A 25,078-nucleotide genomic window follows, 5' to 3' on the forward strand; every position below is an offset into this window, starting at 1 on the left:
TGATTTTATGAAACCGATGTTATTGGACTTTTCCGCAACATGGTGTGGACCTTGCAGAATGCAAAAACCTATTCTTGAAGAGCTCGAGAAAAAGTACGGGGATAAAGTTGAGTTTAAAGTTGTCGATGTGGATGAAAACCAGGAGCTTGCCTCAAAGTACGGCATACACGCTGTCCCGACCCTGATCATTCAGAAGGATGGGACTGAAGTGAAGCGTTTTATGGGTGTGACTCAGGGCAGTGTACTGGCTGCTGAACTCGATAAGCTTCTCTGACCCCTTTATTCTTCTGAAAAAGCTGCCCTGGTTCGGGGAACCTGAGGGCGCCAAACTTTTTCCCGATTTCTTTTTAGGATACTCTTTTGAAGTACTCATAGACGGGAGTTTCTATCTTCGGAATTTTTCTGGGGTTTCCTTACTGTAATTTATCGTAACACTCTTCTAAAATTCTCTCTACATGACTGAATTCTATAACTTTTTTCTAAATCCTGATTGGGGTTTAATATTTGCTTCTTTCAGTAAAACCTCAGTTAAACTTCAAGCTAAAAACAGGAAATCTAAACTTTACAGTCTGAATAATTCAAATAGTATTCTAAAATTTTTTTATTACTAAAAGAGGCGAAAACTGCCAGAACAGTTAAATATTTGCCTGGAAAAAAAGGGTTTAATCATTTTTAAGGCATTTTAATACTTTTTTCTGAACTATTATAAGGATGTATCTACTGATAGACTATCTAAATAATGTTAGTGCAATGAGATAACTATTTATAATAAGTATAAGTACTTTCTAATAAAGTAAAAACACAAAATAACTTAAAACCTGGATTAATTAAAAACATAAAATGACTTAAAAAATAGTTCAACTTGATACCTGGAATAACTTAAAAAAGTTCAGCTTGATACCTGGAATAACTTAAAATAAAAATAACTTAAAATAAAAGTAACTTAAATAAAAATAACTTAAATAAAAATAACTTAAATAAAAATAACTTAAACTATTTTTAGAGTGGGGGAAAAAACATGAGAATAAGAGTGGTTAGTTCAAGGGAAGAAATTTTTACACTTAATCCGAATGAGCGTATTGTTCACCTGGCTTTCAGGCCGTCTAATAAGGACATCTTCGGACTGGTTGAAACCTGCCCGAAGATTGAGGTAATCCAGTTACCCAAATCCTATATGCGGACGGTTTCAAAGTCCATAGAGATGTTCCTTCAGATGCAGAGGATCCAGCTCCTTGAAGGGGATGTCTGGGGACACAGGAAAGATATAAACGAATACTATGCAATTCCGTCTTCAGTGATCGATAAGATAAAAGAAATGAAGAATGAAGGAAAATCCATTGAGGAAATTGAGAAAAAAGTTGCAAGGGAAAGTAAACTGAACCCTGAAATGGTCGCTTATATACTTAACAAGGAAGTTTCTAGCTGATTCCGTGCATTTAATTTTTCCTGGCTGGAGATTGGATTATAGAGATAATCGGTTCCACAAACTTTAACGATTCCACAATTATTATCTAATCTCCAGTTTAATTTTTTAAGCTAATTGGAAAACGACCTAAGTGGGATCATTCAGCTGCTTTTCTGAATCGGATCTTTTTTGCAGATTCCGTTCCTGGCATTCATATAGGACTTCATTGCAATTTCCATACTGCCTTTCATTTCAATAATACTCATATCAAAAGTCCGGGCATAATTTAAGACATTTTTATCAAATTCGCTTCCCATAGAAATCTCATTACTTATTTTGACAACCTTTCTATAATGTCTTTTCAAAAAGCTTACATTGAAGTCAGAAGTGTCACCAGGTTCCATTCTCATTTCTTTCCAGCTGGAAGCCCACATAGGTGTCAGGTATATCATACCTGTGCCGTTCCCACTCTGCATAACCTCAGCATAATTATCGTTGCCTCCAAGAGCTATGCTGATACAGTCATCTACAATATTTCCTTTTTCATCTTCGAGAAAATAGAGAGGGCAATTAAAATCTTTGAACTCAGCTTCCAGGCCCCTTAACGGGCGTCCGCAGTTCCCATAAAATATAAGAATTCCATCTGAAAATTCTACCATTTCCTTCATATTTCGGTAGATTTCAGACTTTAAAAGGTCACAATCTGCATGCAGGCCAAGCTTCAGAATGTTTACCACTACGGTGATTGTTTCTCTGTTCTTTTCTTTCATATTCTCATGTATTTTCCCAAAAAATGGAAACTTCAATAGAAAATTGGGAATTTTCATGGATGCGGGACGATTCATCTGTTTTATGAAAAAAGATATCCTTTCCGGAGGAAAAATCCTGGCCTGGCAATTTCCGGATTTAAGTTTTCTAACAAACCTGAAACATTGCCTGTTTTCAACCAGGATCAAACGTACTGCGTTCTGATCTTTTGAGAGGACATAAACAAGTTCGTCTTCAAGCATTTCACAGGCAATTATGCTGAGTACAGACATCCTCTCACCATTAGTTTATAAATACCAAATCTATTCAACCTTTTGATTTTTCCTAAAGTTCCGCTTTGAGTTCGTTATAGCAATCTTCAAAAATTTTCTGATTGCCGTCATCAAATTCCAGGATTTCGAAATCAAATAACTCTGCAAATTCTTGAATAGAAGCATCGAAATTCTCAGTGTATTCAAGTCCGGTGTTAATCTTTGCAACCCTTTTGTAACCTATCATTTCATGGGTTTTTTTCATTAATTTCAATGCTTTTGAGGGGTCTTTGTTTAGCTTATTCAGGTCAAGCAGTTCCCTCCAGCCCTTGCTGTACATGGGGGTAAAAAGATATGTTCCAGCGTCACTGACACTTTTAAGTATCCTTAGATAGTTATTAACTCCTCCCACAGTAGCTCCTATACAGTCATCTACAATCCTGTGATCCTTGTCTTTAAGAATACGGACCGGACATGAGGTTGAACTGCGCTCGAAATCTTTTTCAACATCTCCCAGCACATTCCCACACAATCCGTAAAAGAGCAAAATTCCCGAAGAAAAAGGAGCAAGAGTCTTTATAGTCTCATATACCTTGATTTTCAATTCTTTAGGACTTCTATGAAGACCCAGTTCCATCAGATGAATCATAACTGTGTAGTTTTTGCATTCACTTCTGATTTCTGCAAGTGAGGAAATATCTTCCAGGGATAGCACTTTATACTGGAGGTTTACTTTATCCAGTTTTTCTACGAATTCCAGGATATTTTCACTATCAATTATAATGGTCTCATCAATGGAAGAGTCATTTTCAAGAATCCAGATAATTTCGTCCTGCATTATCTTGCATGAAATAATACTCATAATAGGCATCAAATTTCTCCTCTATAAAATCAGTATATTAGAATACCTTACTTACTTACTTACTTACTTACATATAAGTAAGTAGGAACTCGCAAAAAATCAATCCTTCCGTAAATATCAATTTTTCCACCCAAGGTCGGATTTAATTAAAGAAATGGATCTCACGAGTGTTTTTCTCCCTTTAATGCTGGATAGTTGCCTGGCACCCATTAAGGCTTCAACTACTAATTCTGCACGTGCTTCTACAGAATCAGAAAAACTAAATTCTCCCTGTTCCAGACCGGCTTTAAGAACTCCAGATATCCAGGTCAAGATATCATCCAGCAGTAACAGATTCTGCTTTTTAACTTTCTCAGGAAGTTCTTCAAAATCGAGAATCACAGAGCCTGGAGGGCAGATACTTTTGCCTTCATCAAACTCCTTCAACGCATAATCAAAATAGTATTGAAGTTGCTCACGGGCTGAGCCTCCAGATTCAACTATTTGTGCAATATTTTCAGCTAATTTCTTTCTGCTGTCTTCAAGCAGGGCTGCAACCAGATCTTCTTTTTTGGGATAGTAATTATGAATTGCTGCATTTTTTATTCCCAATTTCTGAGAGATATCTTTGTAACTGAATCCGTTATAACCTCTGCATTGCAGAAAATTCCTTGCGTAGTAGAGTATCTGTTGATTGGTCTGGTTTATATCTTTCATAACAGCACACTTACTTATTAGTAAGTAACAAAGGGATGTCCAGTCATATAAATGTTAGTTTCTCGAGCTGAATATTCATTAATTTGTCCACGAATTTGAAAGTGCTTCAGCTTGCTTCAGTACTAATTCAATGGCTTCCGGTGCTTTATCTGGCGGATACTTGTAGCGCTGCAACGTACGGCGGACAAGAATGCGTAATTTAGCCCTTACACTATCGCGCACCTGCCAGTCTACAATAGTGGATTTACGCAGTTTCTCGGTAATTTCTACAGCGATCTTTTTGAGGATTTCATCACCTAACTCACGAACTGCACTTTCGTTGTTCGCTAAGGCGTCATAAAAAGCCACTTCATCCGGTTGCAGGCCAAGTTCGTCATTGCGTTTGAGTGCTTCTTGAAATTCTTTAGCCATTTGAATCAGTTCTTCAATCACCTGGGCAGTCTCAATGGCACGGTTGTTGTACTTACGCAGGGTTTCTTCCAAACGGTCGCTGTACTTCTTTTCCTGCACCACGTTATTACTGGTTTTCGATTTTATGTTGTCTTTCAGCAATTTTTCCAGCAGCTCTACTGCCAGATTACGGTAAGGCATCTGCCTGACATCTTCTAAAAACTCATCAGACAGCAGACCAATATCAGGTTTCTCTAACCCGGCCAGCTGGAACACATCGACAACACCTTCGGCAATCACGGCATTATCCAGAATCTGCTTGAGAGCCGAGTTCATCTCTTCCTGGGTGCGCTTTTTATCGACGTATGTAAATTTACTGATGGCGGCTTTAATGGCTGAAAAGAAAGCGATCTCTGCGCGCAGTTCTTTTGCTTCGTCCAGGGTGCCGCATAATGAATATGCTTTGTTAATCGCCAGCACTGCATCTAAAAAGCGTTTTTTACCGTCATCAAGCCCCAATATATGGTTTGATGCTGGCACCAGCAGTTTGTAAGCTTGGTCTACAAATTCACTGTAATCAAAACCATGGAAAAGCCCGTGTACGACATCCATTTTTTCCAGCAAGACCGAAAACGCTTCTTCGGCGCGTAGAGTGGGCTCGCCTCTCCCTCTGGCATCGGTATAGGTTTTCAGTGCTTGCTTTAATTCATTGGCAATGCCGATGTAATCCACTACCAGGCCGCCAGGCTTGTTTTTAAATACCCGGTTTACCCGTGCAATGGCCTGCATCAGGTTGTGGCCTTTCATCGGTTTGTCGATATACATGGTATGACAGCAGGGCACATCAAAACCTGTGAGCCACATATCCCTCACGATCACAAGCTTGAGAGGATCGTTATTATCTTTAAAACGCTTTTCCAATCTTTTCCTGGTCTGCTTGTTGTAGATATGTGGCTGTAACAACTCACGATCGGATGCCGAGCCTGTCATCACAATTTTTATCGTGCCTTTGCTGGGGTCGGTATCATGCCAATCAGGGCGCAATTCCACAATGGCATCATATAAATGCACGCAAATCTCCCGGCTCATGGCCACAATCATGGCTTTGCCGTCTATTGATTCCGTGCGTGCTTCAAAGTGTCCCACCAGGTCGGCAGCTACCTGCCGAATGCGCGGTTCAGCTCCCACCAGTTTTTCTAAGCGGCTCCATCCCCCTTTGGTTTTCTCGCGGTTAGACGTGTCTTCTTCGTCTTCCACGATGTCTTCAACCTGATCGGACAACCTTTCAATTTCGGCATGATTTAAATCGAGCTTTGCCAGGCGGGACTCGTAATAAATGGCTACGGTTGCACCATCGTCAACTGCATCCTGGATGTCGTAAATAGAAACATAATCACCAAATACCGAGCGTGTGTCTTTGTCTTCAAGGGCAATCGGTGTACCTGTAAAACCAATAAATGAGGCATTGGGCAGGGCATCACGCATGTACTGGGAAAAGCCGAATACCAGTTTGTTACCTGTAACATTGCCGTCTTTATTTTTTACTTTTATAAAGCGGCCTTTATGGCCATACTGGCTGCGGTGTGCCTCATCGGAAATAACCACAATATTGTGGCGGCCGTTTAAGATCGGGTGGGCACCTTCGTCCTCAAAGGGTGAAAACTTTTGTACCGTAGTAAAAATAATGCCGCCTGATTCCCGCTCAGATAACAACTGGCGCAGTTCATCCCGGTCGTTGGCCTGCACCGGTGTTTGCTTAAACAGCTCGTGCGCATTGGAGAATGTTTGGAACAGCTGGCCGTCCAGGTCGTTGCGATCCGTCACCACCAGCAGGGTCGGGTTATTCATTTCCGGCTGCTGCAACAGCTTCCCGGCATAACAACACATAGAAATACTCTTACCCGAGCCCTGAGTATGCCACACCACACCAGCCTTTTTGCTGCCGGGCACCACCTCATCCCCGTATTTTGCGCGCTTTTCTGCCACACCTTTCGGGTCCTGTGCAGCAATAATCGTGGCTTTTACTGCTTCTCGCACAGCATGGAACTGGTGATAACCGGCTATTTTTTTGATGATTGCTCCACCGTCGTTTTCAAAAAGCACAAAAAAGCGGATGTAATCAAGCAACATCTCGCGGTCGAAAAAACCCCGCACCAGGGTTTCCAGCTGCCATTCCAGCAGTGGCTTATCATCTTCATTTTTTACAGCACGCCAGGGTGAAAAGCGCTCCTTGTTTGCCGTCAGCGCACCAATCCGGGCGTTATAACCATCACTTACAACCAGTGCTTCATTAAAAACAAAGAGGTCGCTGATTTCATCTTTGTAGGTTTGCAGCTGATTAAAGGCATCCCAGATATCGACGTTCTCATCTTCAGGACTTTTAAGCTCTAATACTGCAATGGGCAAGCCGTTAATAAAACAGACCACATCAAGGCGGCGTGGTCTTTTAGTTCCTTGAATGGTGAACTGATTTACTGCTAAAAAACGGTTATTAGCAATGTTTTCAAAGTCAATTAAAAAAGCGCGGTCGTGAATCGTCTCGTCATCTTTACGATATTCAACCGGTACACCTTCCAATAACAGGCGGTGGAAGGCGCGATTATTGGTTATCAAATCCAGACTTTCGGGCTTTAAAACAAGAGCGATGGCTTGCTCAATGGCATTAAAAGGGAGATGGAGATTAATTTTCTCCAGTGATTCCTGTAGATAATGCTTTAAAATTACCTCGCGGTAATCTTTGCGTTCGGGATTGTCTGAATCGGGGGCAATGTCAGGGCCATATAAAACATCCCAGCTATTATCTCGGAACCATTCGAGACAGAGTTGTTCTAATTGGTCTTCATTCATAGTTTAACCCCTATTCCTCCGCGAACTCGACGGCTTCAACGGATAGTTCACCGGAGAGGAGTTTGGGAAGAAGGAAATCACGAATTTTAGAGAGATTATTATTCTCCGTACTGTTGAAAAATATTTTACTAACGATTGGCTCACCAACGTCATTAAATAATTTTATGACGTTTTTAGTTGGAAATGATGCAAACATATTTTTTAGGTCTTTCGATGTAACATGACCCAGGCCCGTTGTTTGCTTGTTTCTTGCAATTTCTATGAAACTTTTTTTGAAAAATTTAAGCAAGAAAAATATAAACTCCTTTTCTTCCGCCTCTTGAGGAATTACTCGGAAGGTGTGTTGATTTAGCCATCCATTTCCACCTGTCCACAAAAAGATATCAATGGAGGTGTCTGGACTACCAGACCACGAAAATAATATTTCCCCGTTGTTTATTCGATATTTTTGATCGAATTCCTTTTTTGTAAATTCAGTTTGAGGTGTTATTCCATATTTTAATTCCCTTATTTTTATAATGGGCAATCCTTCATGATTTGAAGAAAAATCCTCACTTTTGAAAGCCGCACCATTTATGTATTGAGCAAAATCATAGAGTGATTTTACTTCCCACCCATCTGGAATCTCTCCCAATTCCGACTCCTGCATTGTGGAGGGAAACAGTTCGGCGGTGTTTTTGAGTTGTATGTAGTGTTCTGGCTGCTCGGCCTGTAATTGGTCTAACTCTTCATCGGTCTTGCCGGAGATGGCACTAATAGCGGCACGAGTTACACCATCAGAATCTTCACCGGCTTCAATGGCGGCGATTTTGGCTTTGACCGGATCAAAATCTACAAACCAGCTTTTGAAAATGGCTTGTGCCATTGCTTCGAGAGTATAGTTGATCTTGAGATTGAGTTCTATTTTGTCGTCAATTTTGCCAAGTATTTCTGCGATTTTCGTCTCATAATTAATGCCAATATCTGAAACAAGAATGCTCGACAAATGGTTCCTGTTTAATGTCGGAACACCAGAACCAACATTAAATTGTTTGAAATCTATACTTTTTAGAAGATAGTAAACATAGCGAGGATGATGCCCTTTAAAATCTTTAACCCATAATGTTGTATTTAGTGGCCAAAAATTTTCTGTGATGAATTGCCCCCCCCCAATACTGCCACTTCGACCAATAACTACTCCAGGAGCTTCAACTTTTGCTTCATCGTGATAGCCTCCTATCCCTGTTGAAGCAACGACAGGTACATTCCCATTTTTCCTATCGCTTGCCGGAAGGTCAAATCCTCTTTGAAGTATGATAAACTCATTTAGAGCTATTGTTTTCTCAAACATCGAAGCCCAACCCCGCCAAATTCTGTTTAATCTGAGCTTCCAGTTTCCTGCTTTCTTCAAACTGCTCTTTTAACTGGCTGGTGAGTACAGCCATTTTATCGGCAAATAATATACCATCGTCCTCCTCAGCTTCTGCGCCCACATAGCGGCCAGGGGTCAATACAAAGTCATTCTTTCGGATTAAGGCGAGATCAGCGGAGAAACAGAAACCTGCCTGGTTATTTTCTTCTGACCATTCTTGCTGCCAATTATGGAAGGTATCTGCGAGTTTCTGGATATCTTCATCTTTAAAATCCCGCAGTACGCGGTCTTTCATATAACCCAATTTGCGAGCATCAATAAACAGCACCTGGCCGCGGCGATCACGCTTGCCATTTTTAGCATTCTTATCTTTGGTTAAAAACCAGATACATGCGGGGATTTGGGTGTTGGTAAAGAGTTGTCCCGGAAGTGCTACCATACATTCCACCAGGTCTTGCTCGACAAGAGTTTTGCGAATTTCCCCTTCATTATTGGTGTTACTGCTCATGGAACCGTTAGCCAGTAAAAGCGCCATGCTGCCCGTGGGAGCCAGGTGGTACAGCATATGCAACATCCATGCGAAGTTGGCGTTACCCGTCGGTGGAGTAAGGATGCGTTTTTCGCCGTTGGTATTGATGGTCCAGCGCGGATCGTCGGCAAGCTTTTCGTGCCACCAGTCCTTCATATTAAAAGGCGGGTTGGTCATGACAAAGTCGGCTCGCAGGTCGGGGTGCTGGTCGTCTAAAAAGGAGTCAGCGTTCTTTTTGCCAAAATTAAAATCAATGCCACGAATGACCATGTTCATGGCAGCAAGCTTCCAGGTGGTGGGGTTGGATTCCTGCCCGTATACCGAAATTTGTTTTTTCTGTTCGGAAGCATTGTAATGTTTTACATTGGCGTGTTTTTCAATGAATTTGTCACTCGAAACAAAAAAACCGCCGCTGCCCATGGCTGGGTCGTACACACGGCCTTTGTAGGGCTCCAGCATTTCCACGATCAAAGTAACGATAGATTTGGGTGTATAATACTGGCCTCCCTGCTTGCCTTCGGCAAGGGCAAATTGGCCCAAAAAGTATTCGTAAACATGGCCGAGAATGTCTTTGGACTTAAGGTTAAGTTTTTCGCCGTTGTACTCGGGGTTATTAAAACTGGTAAGGCTAAATTCATTGATCAGGCCAATAAGCTTGTCTGCATCCAATTGGTATTGGCTGATGCGGTTGAGAATGCCTTTGAGCTTTGGGTTGGCTTTTTCAATGTCATCGAATGCATTATCAATCAGCCATGACACGGATCTCAGTTTAACGTCTTCGCCCTGTTCGTCTTGCCAGATAACACTGCCAGTGGGAAGAGTAATTACATCTCTCAGTTTGTTCCAGCGGGCGGTTTTGGGTACCCAGAAAACATTTTTTTCGGTGTAGTAGTCACCAATTTCCAGCTCTTCTGCTATGGCTTGCTGGTAGGCTTCATCGCTGTCATAATCTTCGCGGGGCAGGTAATAGATATTGTCGTCATCGTCTTTTTGAAACAGCTCAGTAAGTTCTTGCTGGCGCTCTTCGAAGGCATCAGACACGTATTTAAGGAAAATAAGCCCTAACACCACATGTTTGTAATTGGCGGCATCCAGGTTAGAGCGCAGTTTGTCGGCAGCCCTCCAGAGCTGGTTATCGAGATCATTTAAAAATTGCTGTTCGATATCAATCATTATTAATGCCTTCCGTTATTCAATTGTGAATCAATTTGATAAAACAGTGCAGTAATTAGTTTATCAACATTTATAAATAGAGATATTAGCCATAAATGGCACTTCGGCCCTTAAAGTTGGTGTTTTTCAGCGCTTTAAATTTGCTGAACTATACACCGAATATTGTATCTTGGCCGTTGTATGACCTGATTTAAAATTGTATAAACTTAATAAATCTTAATTCAAAATACTGATTTTGATATAAAACATTTACTAAAATTTGCCTGACTCTTTTCAATTAGCGGCGGCTCAAATTTTATACATCCTCTTTTATTTTTTGTAATAGGTAGTATAATTACGAGTTTATTTGCTTTCCCTAAGCTTAAATAACTTAAGTGTAATCTCCTCAGGGATTGGCGTGATTTCTAAAAAACTTATTGACCTTGGAGTGCTTGCGCTCAGGCAACGCAACTCGCGAGGTACTTTTAAACCCCACATTTCCATCCGTTTCCGGGACAATGCAGGAGATTTACGTACCTTTTCCATTGATACGACCCGGACTCCGGGAAAACACCCCCAGCCCGATGCTTATCTCATCACACATGCTCACTCCGACCATCACGGAAAATCAGCCATGCTCTCCCCCAGGGCGGTCTGTACGGACAAAACGGCAGCAGCTCTTGAAATCAGGCACGACAAAAAATACGTGGGCAGCACATGCAGACTGGGAGATGAAATTGAAATCGAAGGGACAGTGGTAAAGACTTACCCGACGGAGCATACTGCCGGTGCAGCTGCTTTTTTTTGGGAGAACGATGTAGGGACAAGAATTCTGGTCACAGGGGACGTTAAAGACGCCAGCAAGCTCCCTCCGTGTGATGTCCTTATCACCGAGGCTAACTACGGCGATCCTGAAGACCCGTCGTGTCACTTTGCAGATGATCTTGACAGCATGAAATGCGCCCTCTTTGAGAGCGGCCCCGTAGCCTTTGGAGCTTATGAGTTCGGAAAAGCACAGCGTGCGGTTGAACTGATGAGAGGCTTTGGATACAATGGAGCGATCCGGATGGAAGCAAGGGTAAGAGCGCTTACCAGGAGCATGCTTGAGGACGCTGGAGAACTTGCAGGGCTTGAATCCGAAGGAGATGATGAAGTTTTCGTTGTGGCTCCCTGGGAACTTGACAGGCTCCCATGGAACGTGAAAAAATATGTATTGAGTTGCCGGGCAGATTATTCCTATCCGATTATTAAAATAAGCGACCACCTTGATGCCTGCGGGCTTGAGGCTATGGTCAGAAAACTCAATCCCGAAGTCACGGTTGTTTACCACCCTGGAGGGCACAGACCCTCAAAATTTTCAAAACATTTAAATTCTATAGGGATCGATTCGATATCAATAGATCAGATCGGTAATGTTTTAAGCAATGAATTTATTTAAGTCGCTGAAACTCAGTCCTAAAAATTTAATTCTAAAAATTTAAATATGATGATCTAAATCTGATGATCTAAATCTGGTAATCCGGTTTTAACCTTTTTAACTTCAGTTAATAATATATCCCCGGGAAGATAATTGTCGTTCAGGAGAGAATACAGGTTGAGCAAACAAAGCCCAAAATCAAAGTCCAGGAAGGAGTTAACAAAAGCTGCCGAGGCTTCCATAGAAGGTACTGCAGCCGATGTTGAAGTTCCTGAAAAAAAGAGCTTTATCAAACAGCTGACCCCTGAAGAGAAGCAGAAAGCTCACAGGGAAGGAATTATAAAAACTATTGTTTCTTCAATACTCGGAATACTTGCCGGGTTAATACTCTACAGCCAGTACGGTACAGGCGAAGACAGGATGTGGTATGCTATACTCATGATCGTAATAGGAATAACGTATTACGTCCAGAAGCTTATATATCCGTCTCTTAAGATAAATGTAAAGGAATTCAAGTTTAAAGACTGGTTTTATGTCGAATTCATGGTTATTGACTTCTTCCTTGTAACCTGGACTCTGCTCCTGAATTAAAAAAATCTTCTCCCGGGTTTCAGAAAAGGCTTTTATAAAAAAAGAGAACCTTTTACCCGGGCTCTTTTGCTATTGATTTTATTTTTATTTTTATGTGTAAATCCTTTCCACGGTGACATTTCATGCCTGCAGCATTCCAACGTTTCATATACCAGATCAGGCATTTCATAACCGGGATTGAATAAGAAAAAGAACTCACAAAACTGAAATCAAATGACTGAGCCATATTATGGAATTCACAGTGGCTTACCTGTGTAAGCCCACATTACTGAACTAATTTATGTTTTCCACATTGCTGAATTACTTACACTTATCCAATCAAAAACGTAATTCCGGGGACTAATATGAGAATAGCTATACTTAACAAAGACAGGTGCCAGCCCAGAAGGTGCAGCAAGGAGTGCGAAAAGTACTGTCCCAGAGTCAGGACAGGAGATGAGACCATTGTTTTTGAGGCAGACGGAAAGCCGGTCATCTCCGAGGAACTCTGTGTGGGCTGTGGAATATGCGTCAACAAATGTCCTTTCGAAGCCATTATGATCATAGGGCTCCCTGAAGCCCTGCAGGAACCAACTCACAGGTACGGACCAAACGGTTTTGCCCTTTTCGGGCTTCCGGTACCCAGGACAGGAAAAGTAACCGGTATTCTGGGACCTAACGGTATAGGAAAAAGTACTTCGGTCCAGATCCTCTCAGGAGCCCTGGTCCCCAATTTCGGGAAGGGAAAAGGAGACTGGGACACTGTACTCGAGCATTATGCCGGAACTGCGCTTCACGACTATTTCAAGGACGTTGTGGATGGGAGGGTAAAGGTTTCCCAGAAGCCCCAGTATGTTGACCTCATTCCCAGAGCCTTCAAAGGAAAAACCTCTGAGCTGCTTGAGAAAACCGATGAAAGAGGCGTTCTGGACGAGCTTATCGACCATCTTGGCCTGAGAAGTGTTATAGGAAGAAATATTACCGAATTGAGCGGTGGAGAACTGCAGAGGGTTGCTATTGCTGCCTGTGCGGCAAGAGATGCTCAGTTCTATTTCTTTGACGAAATAAGCCCTTATCTTGATATTTACCAGAGGATCAACGCAGCTCGCCTTATCCAGGAAATTTCAAAGGACAGGGCAGTACTTGTGGTCGAGCACGACCTTGCACTTCTTGATATGCTTACAGATGTAATTCACATAGCTTACGGTGAACCCGCAGGCTTTGGTGTGGTTACTCTTCCGAAAAGTGTGCGTGTGGGGATTAACCAGTACCTTAAAGGCTACCTCCCTGAAGAAAACATAAGGATTCGCCCTGAATCCATCAAGTTTGAGATCCATCCTCCAAGGGAAGATGCCCAGTTCAGGTCCATGATTTCCTTTAACGGTTTCTCAAAGAAGTTTGGGGACGGATTCTCCCTCAAAGCCACAGGAGGAAACCTGCGTGAAGGCGAGGTGCTCGGGATAGTTGGTCCTAATGGGATAGGGAAATCAACTTTCGTAAAAGTTCTGGCGGGTGAAATAAAGCCCGACGAAGGAGACCCGGGAATCGAGGTAAAAATCTCCTACAAGCCCCAGTACATCAAAGCCGATATTCCTTTGAGTGTCCAGGACTTCTTAAGGGGCATTTCAAAGCAGTTCGGAAGCAGTTATTATGAGGTTGAGATCTCAAACCCTCTCCAGCTTGAGAAAATTTACGACAGCCTGCTTACAGACCTCAGTGGTGGGGAACTTCAGAGGGTAGCAGTTGCTGCCTGCCTTTCCCAGGAAGCAGACCTCTATATTCTTGACGAGCCGAGCGCCCACCTTGATGTTGAGCAGCGTTCCATGGTCACCAAAGTCATCAACCGTTTTGCCGAAAACAACCAGAAAACCGCTCTGGTGGTTGATCACGATATTTACATGATAGATATGCTCAGCCAGCGTCTCCTTGTTTTTGAAGGAGAACCCTCAGTTTACGGTGAAGCCCACGGTCCTTTCAGCATGGAAGGCGGCATGAACAGGTTCCTGAAAAACCTCGGCATAACCTTCCGAAGGGATGAAGAAACAAGGCGTCCCCGTGTAAACAACCTTGGCTCAAGGCTTGACCGGGAGCAGAAAGAAAGTGGAAACTATTATTATTCTGCTAAGGAGTGACCTCTTAAGAGCCAGTTTGCCAGGGAATGATCCTGCAAAAGCCTGCTGTTCCAGATTATGAAATGCTTTAAGGTTTACTCAATGAAAACCTCAACCTTTTCAGGGGAACAGCTCCGGCATTTGCACTGCGGTTTCAAAATAGTTTTATCTTATGTGTGAGTTTCTGATTTTCAATGAAGATAGAAAGCCTCGACCTGCCCGATGAAATAAAGCGCTTTTACGAAAACTCCGGGATTCTTGAACTTTATCCGCCACAGGCAGAAGCTGTTGAGAAAGGCCTGCTTGAAGGAAAAAACCTGCTTGCTGCAATTCCTACGGCTTCGGGAAAGACTCTTCTTGCCGAGCTTGCGATGTTGAAGTCTGTGCTTAATGGAGGAAAGGCACTCTATATCGTGCCCCTGAGAGCTCTTGCTTCCGAGAAATTCAGGCGGTTTCAGGAATTTTCCGTACTGGGCATGAGGGTCGGGATTTCAACAGGAGACTACGACAGGCGAGACGAAGGGCTCGGCATAAATGATATTATTGTTGCAACCTCTGAAAAAACAGATTCCCTGCTCAGGAACGAGACTGCCTGGATGCAGGAGATCTCTGTTGTTGTGGCAGATGAAGTTCACCTTATTGATTCTCCAGACAGGGGTCCGACGCTTGAAATCACCCTTTCAAAGCTCAGGCGAATGAACCCTTCCTGTCAGGTCCTTGCACTTTCGGCAACAGTAGGAAATGCCGATGAGCTTGCAGCCTGGCTTGATGCCGAACTTGTATTAAGCGAGTGGAGGCCCACCGACCTTATGGAAGGGGTGTTTTATAACGGGATTTTTTACTGCAAGGATAAGGAGAAGCCTGTTGGGCAGCCAACAAAAGATGAGGCAGTAAACCTGGTTCTCGATACTATAAAGGAAGGAGGACAGTGCCTTGTTTTCGAGAGCAGCAGGAAGAACTGCATGGGTTTTGCAAAAAAAGCAGTTTCTGCAGTAAAAAAGACTCTTTCTAATGAAGACCGTGAAACTCTTGCAGGCATTGCTGACGAGATCATTGAAAACAGTGAAACCGATGTTTCATCAGTTCTTGCCACCTGTGTCCGTTCAGGGACAGCATTCCACCACGCAGGCCTTACAACGCCTTTGAGGGAGCTTGTAGAAAACGGCTTTCGTGAAGGGCGTATAAAAATTATTTCAAGCACTCCTACCCTTGCAGCAGGGTTGAACCTTCCTGCCAGGCGTGTGATAATAAGGAGTTACCGGCGTTACTCTTCAGATTCGGGCATGCAGCCAATCCCGGTACTTGAATACAAGCAGATGGCAGGAAGGGCAGGGAGGCCGAGGCTTGACCCTTACGGAGAAGCTGTCCTGCTTGCAAAGTCTTACGAGGAGTTTGTCTTCCTTTTCGAAAAATACATCGAAGCCGGAGCTGAAGATATATGGTCCAAGCTGGGTACGGAAAATGCCCTCAGGACGCATATACTTTCTACGATCTCGAACGGGTTTGCCCGGACAAGGGAAGAACTCATGGATTTCCTCGAGGCAACATTTTTCGCTTTCCAGTACTCAAACTTCGGGCTCTCCGCGGTTGTGGACGAATGCCTGGACTTTTTGAGGCGGGAAGGTATGCTTGAAAAAGACCCCGATGCCCTTGTTTCCACGGTTTTCGGAAAACTCGTATCAAGGCTCTACATCGACCCTCTCTCTGCAGCTCTTATTGCAAAGGGCTTGAGGGAAGCAGGTACCCTTACCGAGCTTACCCTTCTGCACCTGATATGCAGCACTCCGGATATGCGTCTTATGTATATGCGGAGCCAGGACTACCAGGAAGTCAACGACTACGTAATGGCTCACGCAGGCGAGTTTTCAAAGGTTCCGAATCCCTTCAATATCGCCGAGTACGAGTGGTTCCTTGGTGAGGTAAAGACCTCTCTCCTTCTGATGGACTGGATACATGAGAAGCCTGAAAACGAGATCTGTCTGAAGTTCGGGATAGGGGAAGGTGATATCCATGCAACTGCAGATATTGCCGAATGGATAATGCATGTTACAGCCCAGCTTGCAGGACTTCTCGACCTTAAAGGTGCAAAAGAAGCCTCAGAACTGGAAAAGAGGATCAGGTATGGAGCAGCCCCGGAACTTATGGACCTGCTTGATATCAGAAGTGTGGGGCGCGTGAGAGCAAGAAAACTTTATGAGGCAGGCTTTAAGTCCACAGCTGAACTCGCAGCAGCTTCTCCTGAACATATAGCCGTACTTGTAGGACCAAAGATTACTGAAAGGATTTTCAAGCAGATCGGACGTAGAGAAGCGGTATCTGAATTTTCTGATATTGAGCCTCTGGAAAAAGGTTCTTCCGATGGGCAGAGGACAATTAGTGATTATTGATTCTGACTAATGATTACCGGTTACTTTGAGCTTTCTTTCATGTTTTTTAATTTATTGCTTTTTGGGATTAATTGTTTTCTCTATCCCTGAGTTCCGAGAGGATTTTTAATTTTTCTCTGCCTGCCCTGCGCCGGGCCAACAGGATGACAGTCAGCAGACCTAAAATAGGTTTGAACCGGTGCCGCAATTATATGAAAGAGAATGCTGAAGAAGTACACCCTGGCTTGAAGTAATATTTTTACTATCTTTCTTTGTTCCCAAAATTGGATTTAAATTTCCAGCTAAATGTAGAAACTCATCAGTTTTTCTGGCGGTTCTTTCCAAAGGAAAAGGAAATAGGCCACTCTCCTTCGTTGATCGGGACAAGAAAGGTTTAGTAAAGCGAACATGGCTGTACGAATTATGATGTTTACAGGTCTTTCTTATTGAATCAGTCCTTTTCTATAAAGCACTGCTTTCTTATTTCTCCGCTTTTTTGCTTGAATCCAGGGTAAAATATTAAATGAGATCAGAGATTTAATGAGAGCAGATTATATCAGATTCTAAATTAGTACCGAATTTATTCAATCCGATCAGGATCAATTATATTCAGTTTTATTGGGTAATCTCAGAGATGATTATAATGTTATTCAAAAAGTTGTCTGATGTTTCGGAAGCTGAAATGCAGAGGTTAATTTCCCGGGGGTCCGGGCTTGCAGATGTTGGAGATACCGTATCAGCCGTACTTTCTGACGTGCGCATGAAAGGAGATGCTGCCCTCAGGGAGTATACAAAAAAGTTCGATAAAGTTGAACTTGCAAATTTTGAGGTAAGTGAAGAAGAGTTTGAAAAAGCTCTCTCCGAGATCGGTTCGGAACTGCTTGGACACCTTAGAATTGCAGCTGAAAATATTCGGGCTTTCCACAGGGCTCAGATGCCTGAAACTACCTGGTTTATGGAACTTCAGCCCGGGGTTGTCCTCGGGCAGAAGGCAACACCCCTTGAAAGTGTAGGGGCTTATGCTCCCGGAGGGAGGGCTTCCTATCCATCGACTGTATTGATGACAGTAATCCCTGCCAGGGTTGCAGGAGTTGAGCAGGTTATTGTGTGTACTCCTCCCAGGGCTGACGGTTCCGTACACCCTCTTACCCTTGCTGCTGCAAAGGTTGCAGGTGCGGATAAGGTTTTCAAGCTCGGGGGAGTGCAGGCAATAGGGGCTATGGCTTACGGGACTGAAACCGTTCCCAGGGTGGACAAAATTGTCGGTCCAGGAAATGTTTTTGTGACCTCTGCCAAAATGCAGGTAAGGGATATTGCTGAGATTGATTTTCCGGCAGGTCCGAGTGAGGTCCTTATCATAGCAGACGAGTCTGCAGATGCTGCTATGGCTGCTTCGGATATTATAGCCCAGGCAGAACATGACCCGAATGCGGTTTCCGTGCTTGTGACGACTTCGGAAACTCTTGCAGAAGAAGTGGAGCAGGAAGTGCTCGCCCAGGCCGAAAGTACTGCAAGGAGTGAAATTGTGAAAATTTCTCTTGAAAATGCAGCAGTTCTGATTGCAGACTCTCTTGATCAGTGCATTGACTTTAGCAATAAATTTGCACCTGAGCACCTTGAAATTATGGTGGAAGATTCCGATTTTGTGCTTGACAGAATTAAAAATGCAGGATCGATATTTATAGGGAACTATGCTCCTGTTCCTGTCGGAGACTACGCTTCCGGTACCAATCATGTGCTTCCTACGGCAGGGTATGCGAAGATCTATTCCGGGCTGAACATAAATCACTTCCTCAAGTATTCCAGTATACAGAAAATCAGCAAGAGTGGGCTTGAAAGTTTGAAAGAAACTGTAATCGCATTAGCTGAGGAAGAAGGTTTGAAGGCACATGCTGACTCTATCAGGGCTCGTTTCGGATACAGACCCTCTAAATAATATTTCTGCTAATCGATACGTATATAAAATGTTAATGCGTAAACAAAATTTGATTTTTAAATAAATAAAAATTTAATTCGTAAATAATGAGTGGGGACTATAATATGAAAATCAGAGTGGTTAGTTCACGGGAGGAAATTCCTACCCTTAATCCGAATGAGAAGGTTATCCACCTTGCTTTCAGGCCGTCTAACAAGGATGTATTCATGCTTGCTGAAACATGTCCTAAAATTGAAGCCATACAGCTTCCTAAATCTTACAGGAGGACGGTTTCAAAGTCAATAGAGATGTTCCTGGAGATGCAGAAGATAAATCTCCTGGAGGGGGATGTCTGGGGCCACCGAAAGGATATAAATGAATACTATAATGTCTCTCAGAATGTCCTGGAGAAAATTCAGGAGTTAAAAGCCGATCGGTTTTCAAATGAAATGATTGCCGAGAAGCTGTCAAGAGAAAGTAAGCTGAATTCGGATATGATTCTCTATATCCTCGGCAGAAAAGGCGAAATATCCTGAAGTACGCATTTTTGCCTTTTCACAGCTCTCAGGGAAAAAGCCTTATTCTCTTCTGACCCGTAAAAGATGATTTGCTGAAAGGGCAGGTAACTTTTTAAGACCATGTCTTAAAAAGTTTTTTCTATTTTGGAAATTTATATGACGAAGCGTAAAACCCCTGAGTCTTTAGCTCAGGGGATATAAGCGTCAACTTCAACCCTGATTCCGTATGTAATATTCTGCCGCCTCTTTACTAACGTTTCCGATAGTAGACGCAAAATATCCATCACTCCATAACGTATTTTCACCCCAATAATACTTTTCCAGATAATCTTTTTGAGTTTTCCACAATCGGTTTGTCGATTCTTGTTTCAATTTTCTGACAATTGACAAAACACTAACTTTCGGTTCACTCTTAATCAGGAAATGGATATGGTCTTTGTCTGTTTCCATTTCAAGGATTTCAAAGTTTGACTCTTTTGAAATGTCAATCATAATCTGTTTTAGTTCTTCGCTAATCGGTTCAAGTATGACTTTTCGGTATTTGCAAACAAAAATAACATGGTACATTAACAAAAATTTTCTATGATTCCGTGTTTCATACTTCATATTTACTAAAAAGTACATATGTTGTTAAAGAGCATAATACCTTGTATGGTGAAAGCGTTCAAATTTAGACTCTATCCTACAACTGCACAAGCTGTTCAATTGAATCAGCATATAGGTAGCTGTAGATTTGTCTACAATTGGGCGTTGGATCAAAAAATTAAAACTTACGAACAAACAGGAAAATCAATTTCCAGATTTGACTTAAACAAATTAATTCCTACTCTAAAGGCTTCTAATGAATGGTTAGGTGAAGTCAACTCTCAATCATTACAGGGGATGACTAAGCAGGTTGAATCTGCTTTCACTCGGTTTTTTAGAGGGAAGACCGGATTCCCTAAGTTTAAGTCTAAGAAAAATCCTATACAATCTTTCCCTGTACCTCAGCACTACTCCGTAGACTTTGAAAAAAACACTATTAAGCTTCCTAAAATAGAACCAATTAAAGCAGTTTTTCACCGGAAGTTTGAAGGAGAACTTAAAACAGCTACGGTATCAAGGACTTGTAAAGGGCATTACTATATCAGTATCCTTGTTGAAGATGGTAAAGAACTTCCAGTAAAGGAAGCTTTCGCAGAATCAACAACAATAGGAATTGATGTAGGTATCAAAGATTTTGCAGTTCTTTCTAATGGAGAAAAAATTGAAAATCCTAAGTACCTGAAAAACTCTCTTAAGAGGCTTAAAGTTCTTCAGAAAAGAGTTTCGAAGAAACAAAAAGGCTCTAAGAATAGGGCAAAAGCTAAACAAAGACTTGCTGTACTCCATGATAAAATAACTAATCAGAGAAATGATTTCCAGAACAAACTCTCTTTTAAACTGATAAGCGAAAACCAAGCTGTAGCTCTGGAAACATTAAATGTTAAAGGCATGGTTAAGAATCATCATTTAGCACAGTCTATTAGTGATTCTGCATGGAGTAGTTTTGTAACAAAGTTAGAATATAAGGCTGAATGGTTCGGGAAAACTATCTTAAGAATCGGACAATTTGAACCATCTTCCAAGCTCTGTAGTGTATGTGGATACCACAATAAAGAGCTTCAGTTAAAAGACAGGGAATGGACTTGTCCTGACTGTAAAACAAAACATGATAGAGACATTAATGCCGCTATCAATATCAAGAAATTTGCTCTCGTAGATCAAAATCTAATTGGATTGTAACACCTGCGGAACGTGGGGAAGAGCTTGGGGACTTGCCCTCAATAGAGGGAGGAATGAACCAAGAAGCCCATTAAATCTTTAGATTTAGTGGGTAGTTCACTTTCCGGACTATTAACAGGTAAGGTTTCAACAGGTAAGGTTTCAGGGCTGGAATTTCTATCTTTGACCAGTTTTCTCCAATATTCTCCATGATTTTTTTAACAGCAGCTGCAGGTCACTTCCTGAGTAAATTGCGTAAATAAAGAAATCCAGAGAATATAGAAGTCCAGGGGATAAAGAAATTCAGAGAATATAGAAATCCAGTAAAAATGAAACTCAGAATTTTAGGATAATAAAAAGTGAACTATTTCTTCCTGAATTCTTCGCCTGGCGGATCAGTTTCAAGGAAGATGACTTCTCGCTTTCCAAGTTAAATGCATATCATTAATTATATGTAAATTAATATAAAATTCGGTTCAAATTAGAAATGCTTATCACACTGTAAACTTCTATGTAATAATTAATGGAGGCAGGCATGAGTAATCCTGTTGATGTTCTGGCCTGTGCAGTTACCTCATTGATTTGTTTTTTCATATTATATGCCGTACTTCAGACGGACATACTTATACTTGGAGTTGTATTGATAGGCTGCATCCTTTTTGGAAAGATGCTTTATTTATTCTAATATTTTTTTGAAATTCTATTCCTGAAAATGCTTCTCTCTGTAAGGACAAATATTTCAGGACAGGTCAGTCCTGTAAGGCATCCGGTAAGTTCCTGATTATAAGGTTCGCCTTAATTTTGTGCATATAAACGGACTTATTTATTATTGTTCAATGTCACGTATTATCGTCAGTATTTCTCCCAAATTCAGGATCGGACCCCGAAGCAAGATTATTTAAGGTTTAATATTAATACTTTTAGCTAAAGGGGATTAAAGCCTTAAAAGGCAGAAAAGAACAGGAAACGAAAGAATTTGAAATAAAAGAAGTTCCTGTTTTACTTAATTGTTTTAGAAAATTATTGCTCCATTTTTCACAACCCCATAATCTCGCAGTTCTTAAATTATATTTAAGGAATGTGCGGGAGCTATTGAAGGAAGGGATGTGAAGATTAACTGAAAGAAATTGTAGAAAAGCACTGAGCAATTATAAACATACAGGAAGTTTGGAGGTTAAGTTTCTGGACTACACACTTCGAGTAGGGGGAGAAGCCGGGCAGGGGTTACAGACAATAGGAGGAGCCCTTGCAAAAATCTTTTCCAGAAAAGGGTATCACGTTTTCACGCACCAGGACTATATGTCCAGGATACGCGGTGGACATAACTTCTATCAACTCCGCTTTTCTGACCGGGAAGTAATGGCTTCTAAAGAGCTAGTTGATATTCTTCTGGCTCTCGACCTTAATACGATAGAAATCCATAAGAATAGTGTTAGAGAAGACGGGTTTATTCTATATGACTCCGAGAGCATGAAAAAGAAATTTGAAGGCCCTCAGTTTATAGATATCCCTTTCAGAAAAATAGCTCTCGACGTCGGAAAGAAAAGTGTCATGGCAAATACCGTAGCAACGGGGGCAGTGCTGGGACTCCTTGACCTTGGGCTGGATCTTCTGAACGATATTTTGAGGGTAACTTTCGAAGACAAAGGGAAGGAAATAATAGAACAAAACATAGCCTGTGCAGAGGCGGGGTATAATTATGCCCATTCAAACTGCTCCCGCTGTGAAGCTTTCGGAATTCCCGAGCCTGAAGCAAGAAAACTTCTGCTAATAGACGGGGTTCAGGCAATAGGTATGGGAGCCCTCATGTCAGGCTGCACTTTCTACTCGGCATACCCGATGTCACCTTCAACAGGAATTCTGAACTATCTTGCTTCCAGGGCTGAAGAATACGGTCTTGTGATTGAGCAGGCTGAGGACGAAATAGCGGCAATCAATATGACAATAGGGGCTTCCTTTGCAGGCGCCAGAGCTATGACCGGCACTTCCGGAGGAGGTTTTTCCCTCATGGCAGAAGGCATTTCCCTGGCAGGGATTACCGAAACCCCTCTCGTGCTCGCAGAAATGCAGCGCCCGGGGCCTGCTACCGGGTTGCCCACACGTACAGAACAGGGAGACCTGCTTTTTGTCCTGAATGCAGGGCACGGAGAATTTCCAAGGGTAATCTTTGAGCCGGGAACCCCGGAACAGGCGTTTTACCTTACCAGTAAAGCCTTTGAACTTGCAGAAAAGTACCAGATCCCTGTTTTTATCCTGTCAGACCAGTATCTCGGGGAGTCTGAATGGACTTTTGAAAGCTTTGACCTCAAACGCCCTGTATATAATGATTACAGGGTCAGGGAAAAAGATCTGGAGGGGGCAGAAGATTATAAACGCTACGGATACACAGATACTGGAATCTCTCCTCTCGCAGTCCCCGGAGAAGCAGGAAAGCATCTCGTTGTTGCAGATAGTGATGAGCATGACGAAGAAGGGCACATTATAGAGGACGCCGAAACGCGCATAAAAATGGTCCAGAAAAGGCTGCTGAAAAAACTGCCTCTAATAAAGGAAGAAATCGAAGCTCCGTTGCTGTACGGGGATTCCTCTCCGGAAATAGTGCTCGTAGGGCACGGCTCTACTTACGGTGTGATAAAAGAAATAGTGGACATATTTTCAAAGGATAAAAAAATTGCAATGATGCACTTCAGCCAGATTTATCCGTTTCCCGAAAGGGACAGGTTTGATTACATAGAATTCCTTAAAAATGCAAATCTTGTTATTTCTGTTGAAAACAACGCCACAGGGCAATTTGCAAAACTCATGCGAGCCGAAACAGGCTTCGAATTCGCCCGCCAGATCTTGAAATATGACGGAAGACCTTTTACCATAGAAAAACTGAAGGAGGAAATCGATGCCTGCCTCTGAAGATTATGAAGGCCAGGTCCCTGCCTGGTGTCCTGGATGTGGAAATTTCCAGATACTTTCAACCATCAAACAGGCACTTGCCGAACTTGGAATCGAGCCCCGGGAAGTCCTGCTGGTCTCGGGAATAGGACAGGCAGGTAAACTGCCCCATTACATAAAGTGCCATACTTTCAACGGGCTGCATGGAAGGACTCTCCCTGTTGCCACTGCTGCAAAGCTTGCTAACCACTCCCTGCATGTAATTGCGGTTGCAGGAGACGGGGACTGTTATGCCGAAGGCGGAAACCACTTCCTTCATGCAATACGCAGGAACCCGAATATCAGCCTTTTCGTTCACAACAACCAGATATACGGGCTGACCAAAGGGCAGGCATCTCCGACATCAGCTAAAGGGACACATACGCCAGCCCAGCCTTTCGGCTACCTTGCACACCCATTTAATCCGCTTGCCCTGGCAATTTCTCAGGACTGCAGTTTCGTAGCCAGGGGGTTTGCAGGAGACCAGGAGCACCTGAAAGAGCTTATTAAAGCCGCAATTACTCACAGGGGCTTTTCTCTGCTTGATATCCTCCAGCCCTGTGTAACGTTTAATAAAGTGAATACCTTCAAATGGTACCGTGAAAGGGTTTACAGGCTCGAGAGCGACTATGACCCTTACAACCAGACAAAAGCTTTCGAAAAAGCCCTTGAATGGGGAGATAAAATACCCAACGGCATATTTTACAAAAGCGACAAGGAAACCCTTGAAGAAATGATGCCGACACTTCATGAAATGCCTCTCGTGAGGAAAAAGTTCTCACCCGAAGACGTGAAGCACGAGATTGAGAAGTTTTATTGAAAACTTCACTAACTTCCTATCTCTTTTTCTATTTATTTACTTATTTACTTATTTATTTATTTATTTATTTATTTATTTATTTATTTGTTTTACTTTTAGTTTAAGACCTTTATTATTCTGATAAGGTCCAAAATCCCTGTTCTTCTTCAAAATACTCTGTCTGAAAATAATCTAATCTTTAATCATAACTTCTATAAATTAAATAAGCACTAATATAAAAACTTTATAATTTTCTAGCAAAAGTTAATAAATTAAGAGGGTGTAGTATCTGTTGTAAAATTATAAACCTGTATGTAGAGAGTCAGTGATGGGAACCATAAGCATCAGCTCCTGAACATATATTCCCTATAGTAGATCACAATCAAAAAAATAATATTAGGTGCTGGGGATGGAGCCTTCTGGCTTTTCTATATACCTTCATTCAAAAGAAATGATGGAGTGA

At 42.2% G+C, this 25,078-nt stretch carries 19 protein-coding genes; 12 read left to right on the top strand and 7 right to left on the bottom strand.

Annotated features, from left to right (window positions below; genetic code table 11):
* The first annotated feature begins 7 nt into the window (after positions 1–7).
* A complete protein-coding gene (gene trxA, locus MSMAS_RS04580) occupies positions 8–274 on the top strand; it encodes a thioredoxin (RefSeq protein WP_011032389.1) in 267 nt (88 codons plus the stop codon).
* A 744-nt stretch (positions 275–1,018) separates the two neighbouring features.
* A complete protein-coding gene (locus tag MSMAS_RS04585; protein WP_011032388.1) occupies positions 1,019–1,426 on the top strand; it encodes a DUF1699 family protein in 408 nt (135 codons plus the stop codon).
* 140 nt (positions 1,427–1,566) lie between these two features.
* Here MSMAS_RS04585 and MSMAS_RS04590 read toward each other — a convergent pair whose 3' ends face one another.
* The 6 genes from MSMAS_RS04590 to MSMAS_RS04615 form a co-directional block, all read right to left on the bottom strand.
* Positions 1,567–2,445, bottom strand: coding sequence for a DUF1638 domain-containing protein (locus MSMAS_RS04590; protein WP_011032387.1), 879 nt, complete (start codon positions 2,443–2,445; stop codon positions 1,567–1,569).
* Between the two features lie 52 nt (positions 2,446–2,497).
* Positions 2,498–3,295: a DUF1638 domain-containing protein gene (locus MSMAS_RS04595; protein ID WP_011032386.1), complete on the bottom strand. Its 798-nt coding sequence runs from the start codon at positions 3,293–3,295 to the stop codon at positions 2,498–2,500.
* A 108-nt stretch (positions 3,296–3,403) separates the two neighbouring features.
* Positions 3,404–3,982 (bottom strand): TetR/AcrR family transcriptional regulator, encoded by a 579-nt coding sequence (locus MSMAS_RS04600; RefSeq protein ID WP_011032385.1) that lies wholly within the window; start codon positions 3,980–3,982, stop codon positions 3,404–3,406.
* A 78-nt stretch (positions 3,983–4,060) separates the two neighbouring features.
* Positions 4,061–7,219: a type I restriction endonuclease subunit R gene (locus MSMAS_RS04605; RefSeq protein WP_048046345.1), complete on the bottom strand. Its 3,159-nt coding sequence runs from the start codon at positions 7,217–7,219 to the stop codon at positions 4,061–4,063.
* 10 nt (positions 7,220–7,229) lie between these two features.
* Entirely contained in the window at positions 7,230–8,549 is a 1,320-nt protein-coding gene (locus tag MSMAS_RS04610) for a restriction endonuclease subunit S (protein ID WP_011032383.1), read from the bottom strand.
* Complete coding sequence (locus tag MSMAS_RS04615) at positions 8,542–10,272, bottom strand: class I SAM-dependent DNA methyltransferase (RefSeq protein WP_011032382.1); 1,731 nt, start codon at positions 10,270–10,272, stop codon at positions 8,542–8,544. Before MSMAS_RS04615 ends, MSMAS_RS04610 begins: the two co-directional genes overlap by 8 nt.
* A 397-nt stretch (positions 10,273–10,669) precedes the next feature.
* Here MSMAS_RS04615 and MSMAS_RS04620 point away from each other — a divergent pair, with 397 nt between their 5' ends.
* The 6 genes from MSMAS_RS04620 (at position 10,670) to MSMAS_RS04645 (ending at position 19,166) form a co-directional block, all read left to right on the top strand.
* Positions 10,670–11,689: an MBL fold metallo-hydrolase gene (locus tag MSMAS_RS04620; RefSeq protein WP_011032381.1), complete on the top strand. Its 1,020-nt coding sequence runs from the start codon at positions 10,670–10,672 to the stop codon at positions 11,687–11,689.
* Between the two features lie 156 nt (positions 11,690–11,845).
* Entirely contained in the window at positions 11,846–12,259 is a 414-nt protein-coding gene (locus MSMAS_RS04625; protein WP_048038149.1) for an EMC6-like membrane protein, read from the top strand.
* A 344-nt stretch (positions 12,260–12,603) separates the two neighbouring features.
* Complete coding sequence (locus MSMAS_RS04630; RefSeq protein WP_011032379.1) at positions 12,604–14,370, top strand: ribosome biogenesis/translation initiation ATPase RLI; 1,767 nt, start codon at positions 12,604–12,606, stop codon at positions 14,368–14,370.
* Between the two features lie 173 nt (positions 14,371–14,543).
* Positions 14,544–16,736 carry an ATP-dependent DNA helicase gene (locus tag MSMAS_RS04635; RefSeq protein ID WP_011032378.1) on the top strand — a complete coding sequence of 731 codons (2,193 nt, stop codon included), beginning with the start codon at positions 14,544–14,546 and terminating at the stop codon, positions 16,734–16,736.
* A gap of 613 nt (positions 16,737–17,349) precedes the next feature.
* Positions 17,350–18,651, top strand: a complete 1,302-nt coding sequence (gene hisD / locus MSMAS_RS04640) for a histidinol dehydrogenase (protein WP_011032377.1) — start codon at positions 17,350–17,352, stop codon at positions 18,649–18,651.
* 104 nt (positions 18,652–18,755) lie between these two features.
* Positions 18,756–19,166, top strand: a complete 411-nt coding sequence (locus tag MSMAS_RS04645) for a DUF1699 family protein (RefSeq protein ID WP_048042970.1) — start codon at positions 18,756–18,758, stop codon at positions 19,164–19,166.
* Between the two features lie 192 nt (positions 19,167–19,358).
* Here MSMAS_RS04645 and tnpA read toward each other — a convergent pair whose 3' ends face one another.
* Positions 19,359–19,772 (bottom strand): IS200/IS605-like element ISMma19 family transposase, encoded by a 414-nt coding sequence (gene tnpA / locus MSMAS_RS04650; protein WP_011032375.1) that lies wholly within the window; start codon positions 19,770–19,772, stop codon positions 19,359–19,361.
* A 27-nt stretch (positions 19,773–19,799) separates the two neighbouring features.
* Between tnpA and tnpB the strand changes: the two genes are divergently transcribed.
* The 4 genes from tnpB to MSMAS_RS04665 all read left to right on the top strand — a co-directional run bounded on the left by tnpB (position 19,800) and on the right by MSMAS_RS04665 (position 24,636).
* The gene (tnpB, locus tag MSMAS_RS04655) at positions 19,800–20,912 is read left to right on the top strand and encodes an IS200/IS605 family element RNA-guided endonuclease TnpB (protein ID WP_048036549.1); all 1,113 of its coding nucleotides are present in this window, start codon (positions 19,800–19,802) and stop codon (positions 20,910–20,912) included.
* A 514-nt stretch (positions 20,913–21,426) separates the two neighbouring features.
* On the top strand, positions 21,427–21,576 hold the full coding sequence (locus MSMAS_RS18635; protein WP_015411087.1) for a hypothetical protein: 150 nt from the start codon (positions 21,427–21,429) through the stop codon (positions 21,574–21,576).
* 482 nt (positions 21,577–22,058) lie between these two features.
* A complete protein-coding gene (locus MSMAS_RS04660) occupies positions 22,059–23,798 on the top strand; it encodes a 2-oxoacid:acceptor oxidoreductase subunit alpha (protein WP_011032373.1) in 1,740 nt (579 codons plus the stop codon).
* Positions 23,785–24,636 (top strand): 2-oxoacid:ferredoxin oxidoreductase subunit beta, encoded by an 852-nt coding sequence (locus tag MSMAS_RS04665; protein WP_011032372.1) that lies wholly within the window; start codon positions 23,785–23,787, stop codon positions 24,634–24,636. The genes MSMAS_RS04660 and MSMAS_RS04665 overlap by 14 nt, the downstream gene beginning before the upstream one ends.
* Positions 24,637–25,078 lie beyond the last annotated feature (442 nt).

Source organism: Methanosarcina mazei S-6, assembly GCF_000970205.1.
Classification (GTDB): domain Archaea; phylum Halobacteriota; class Methanosarcinia; order Methanosarcinales; family Methanosarcinaceae; genus Methanosarcina; species Methanosarcina mazei.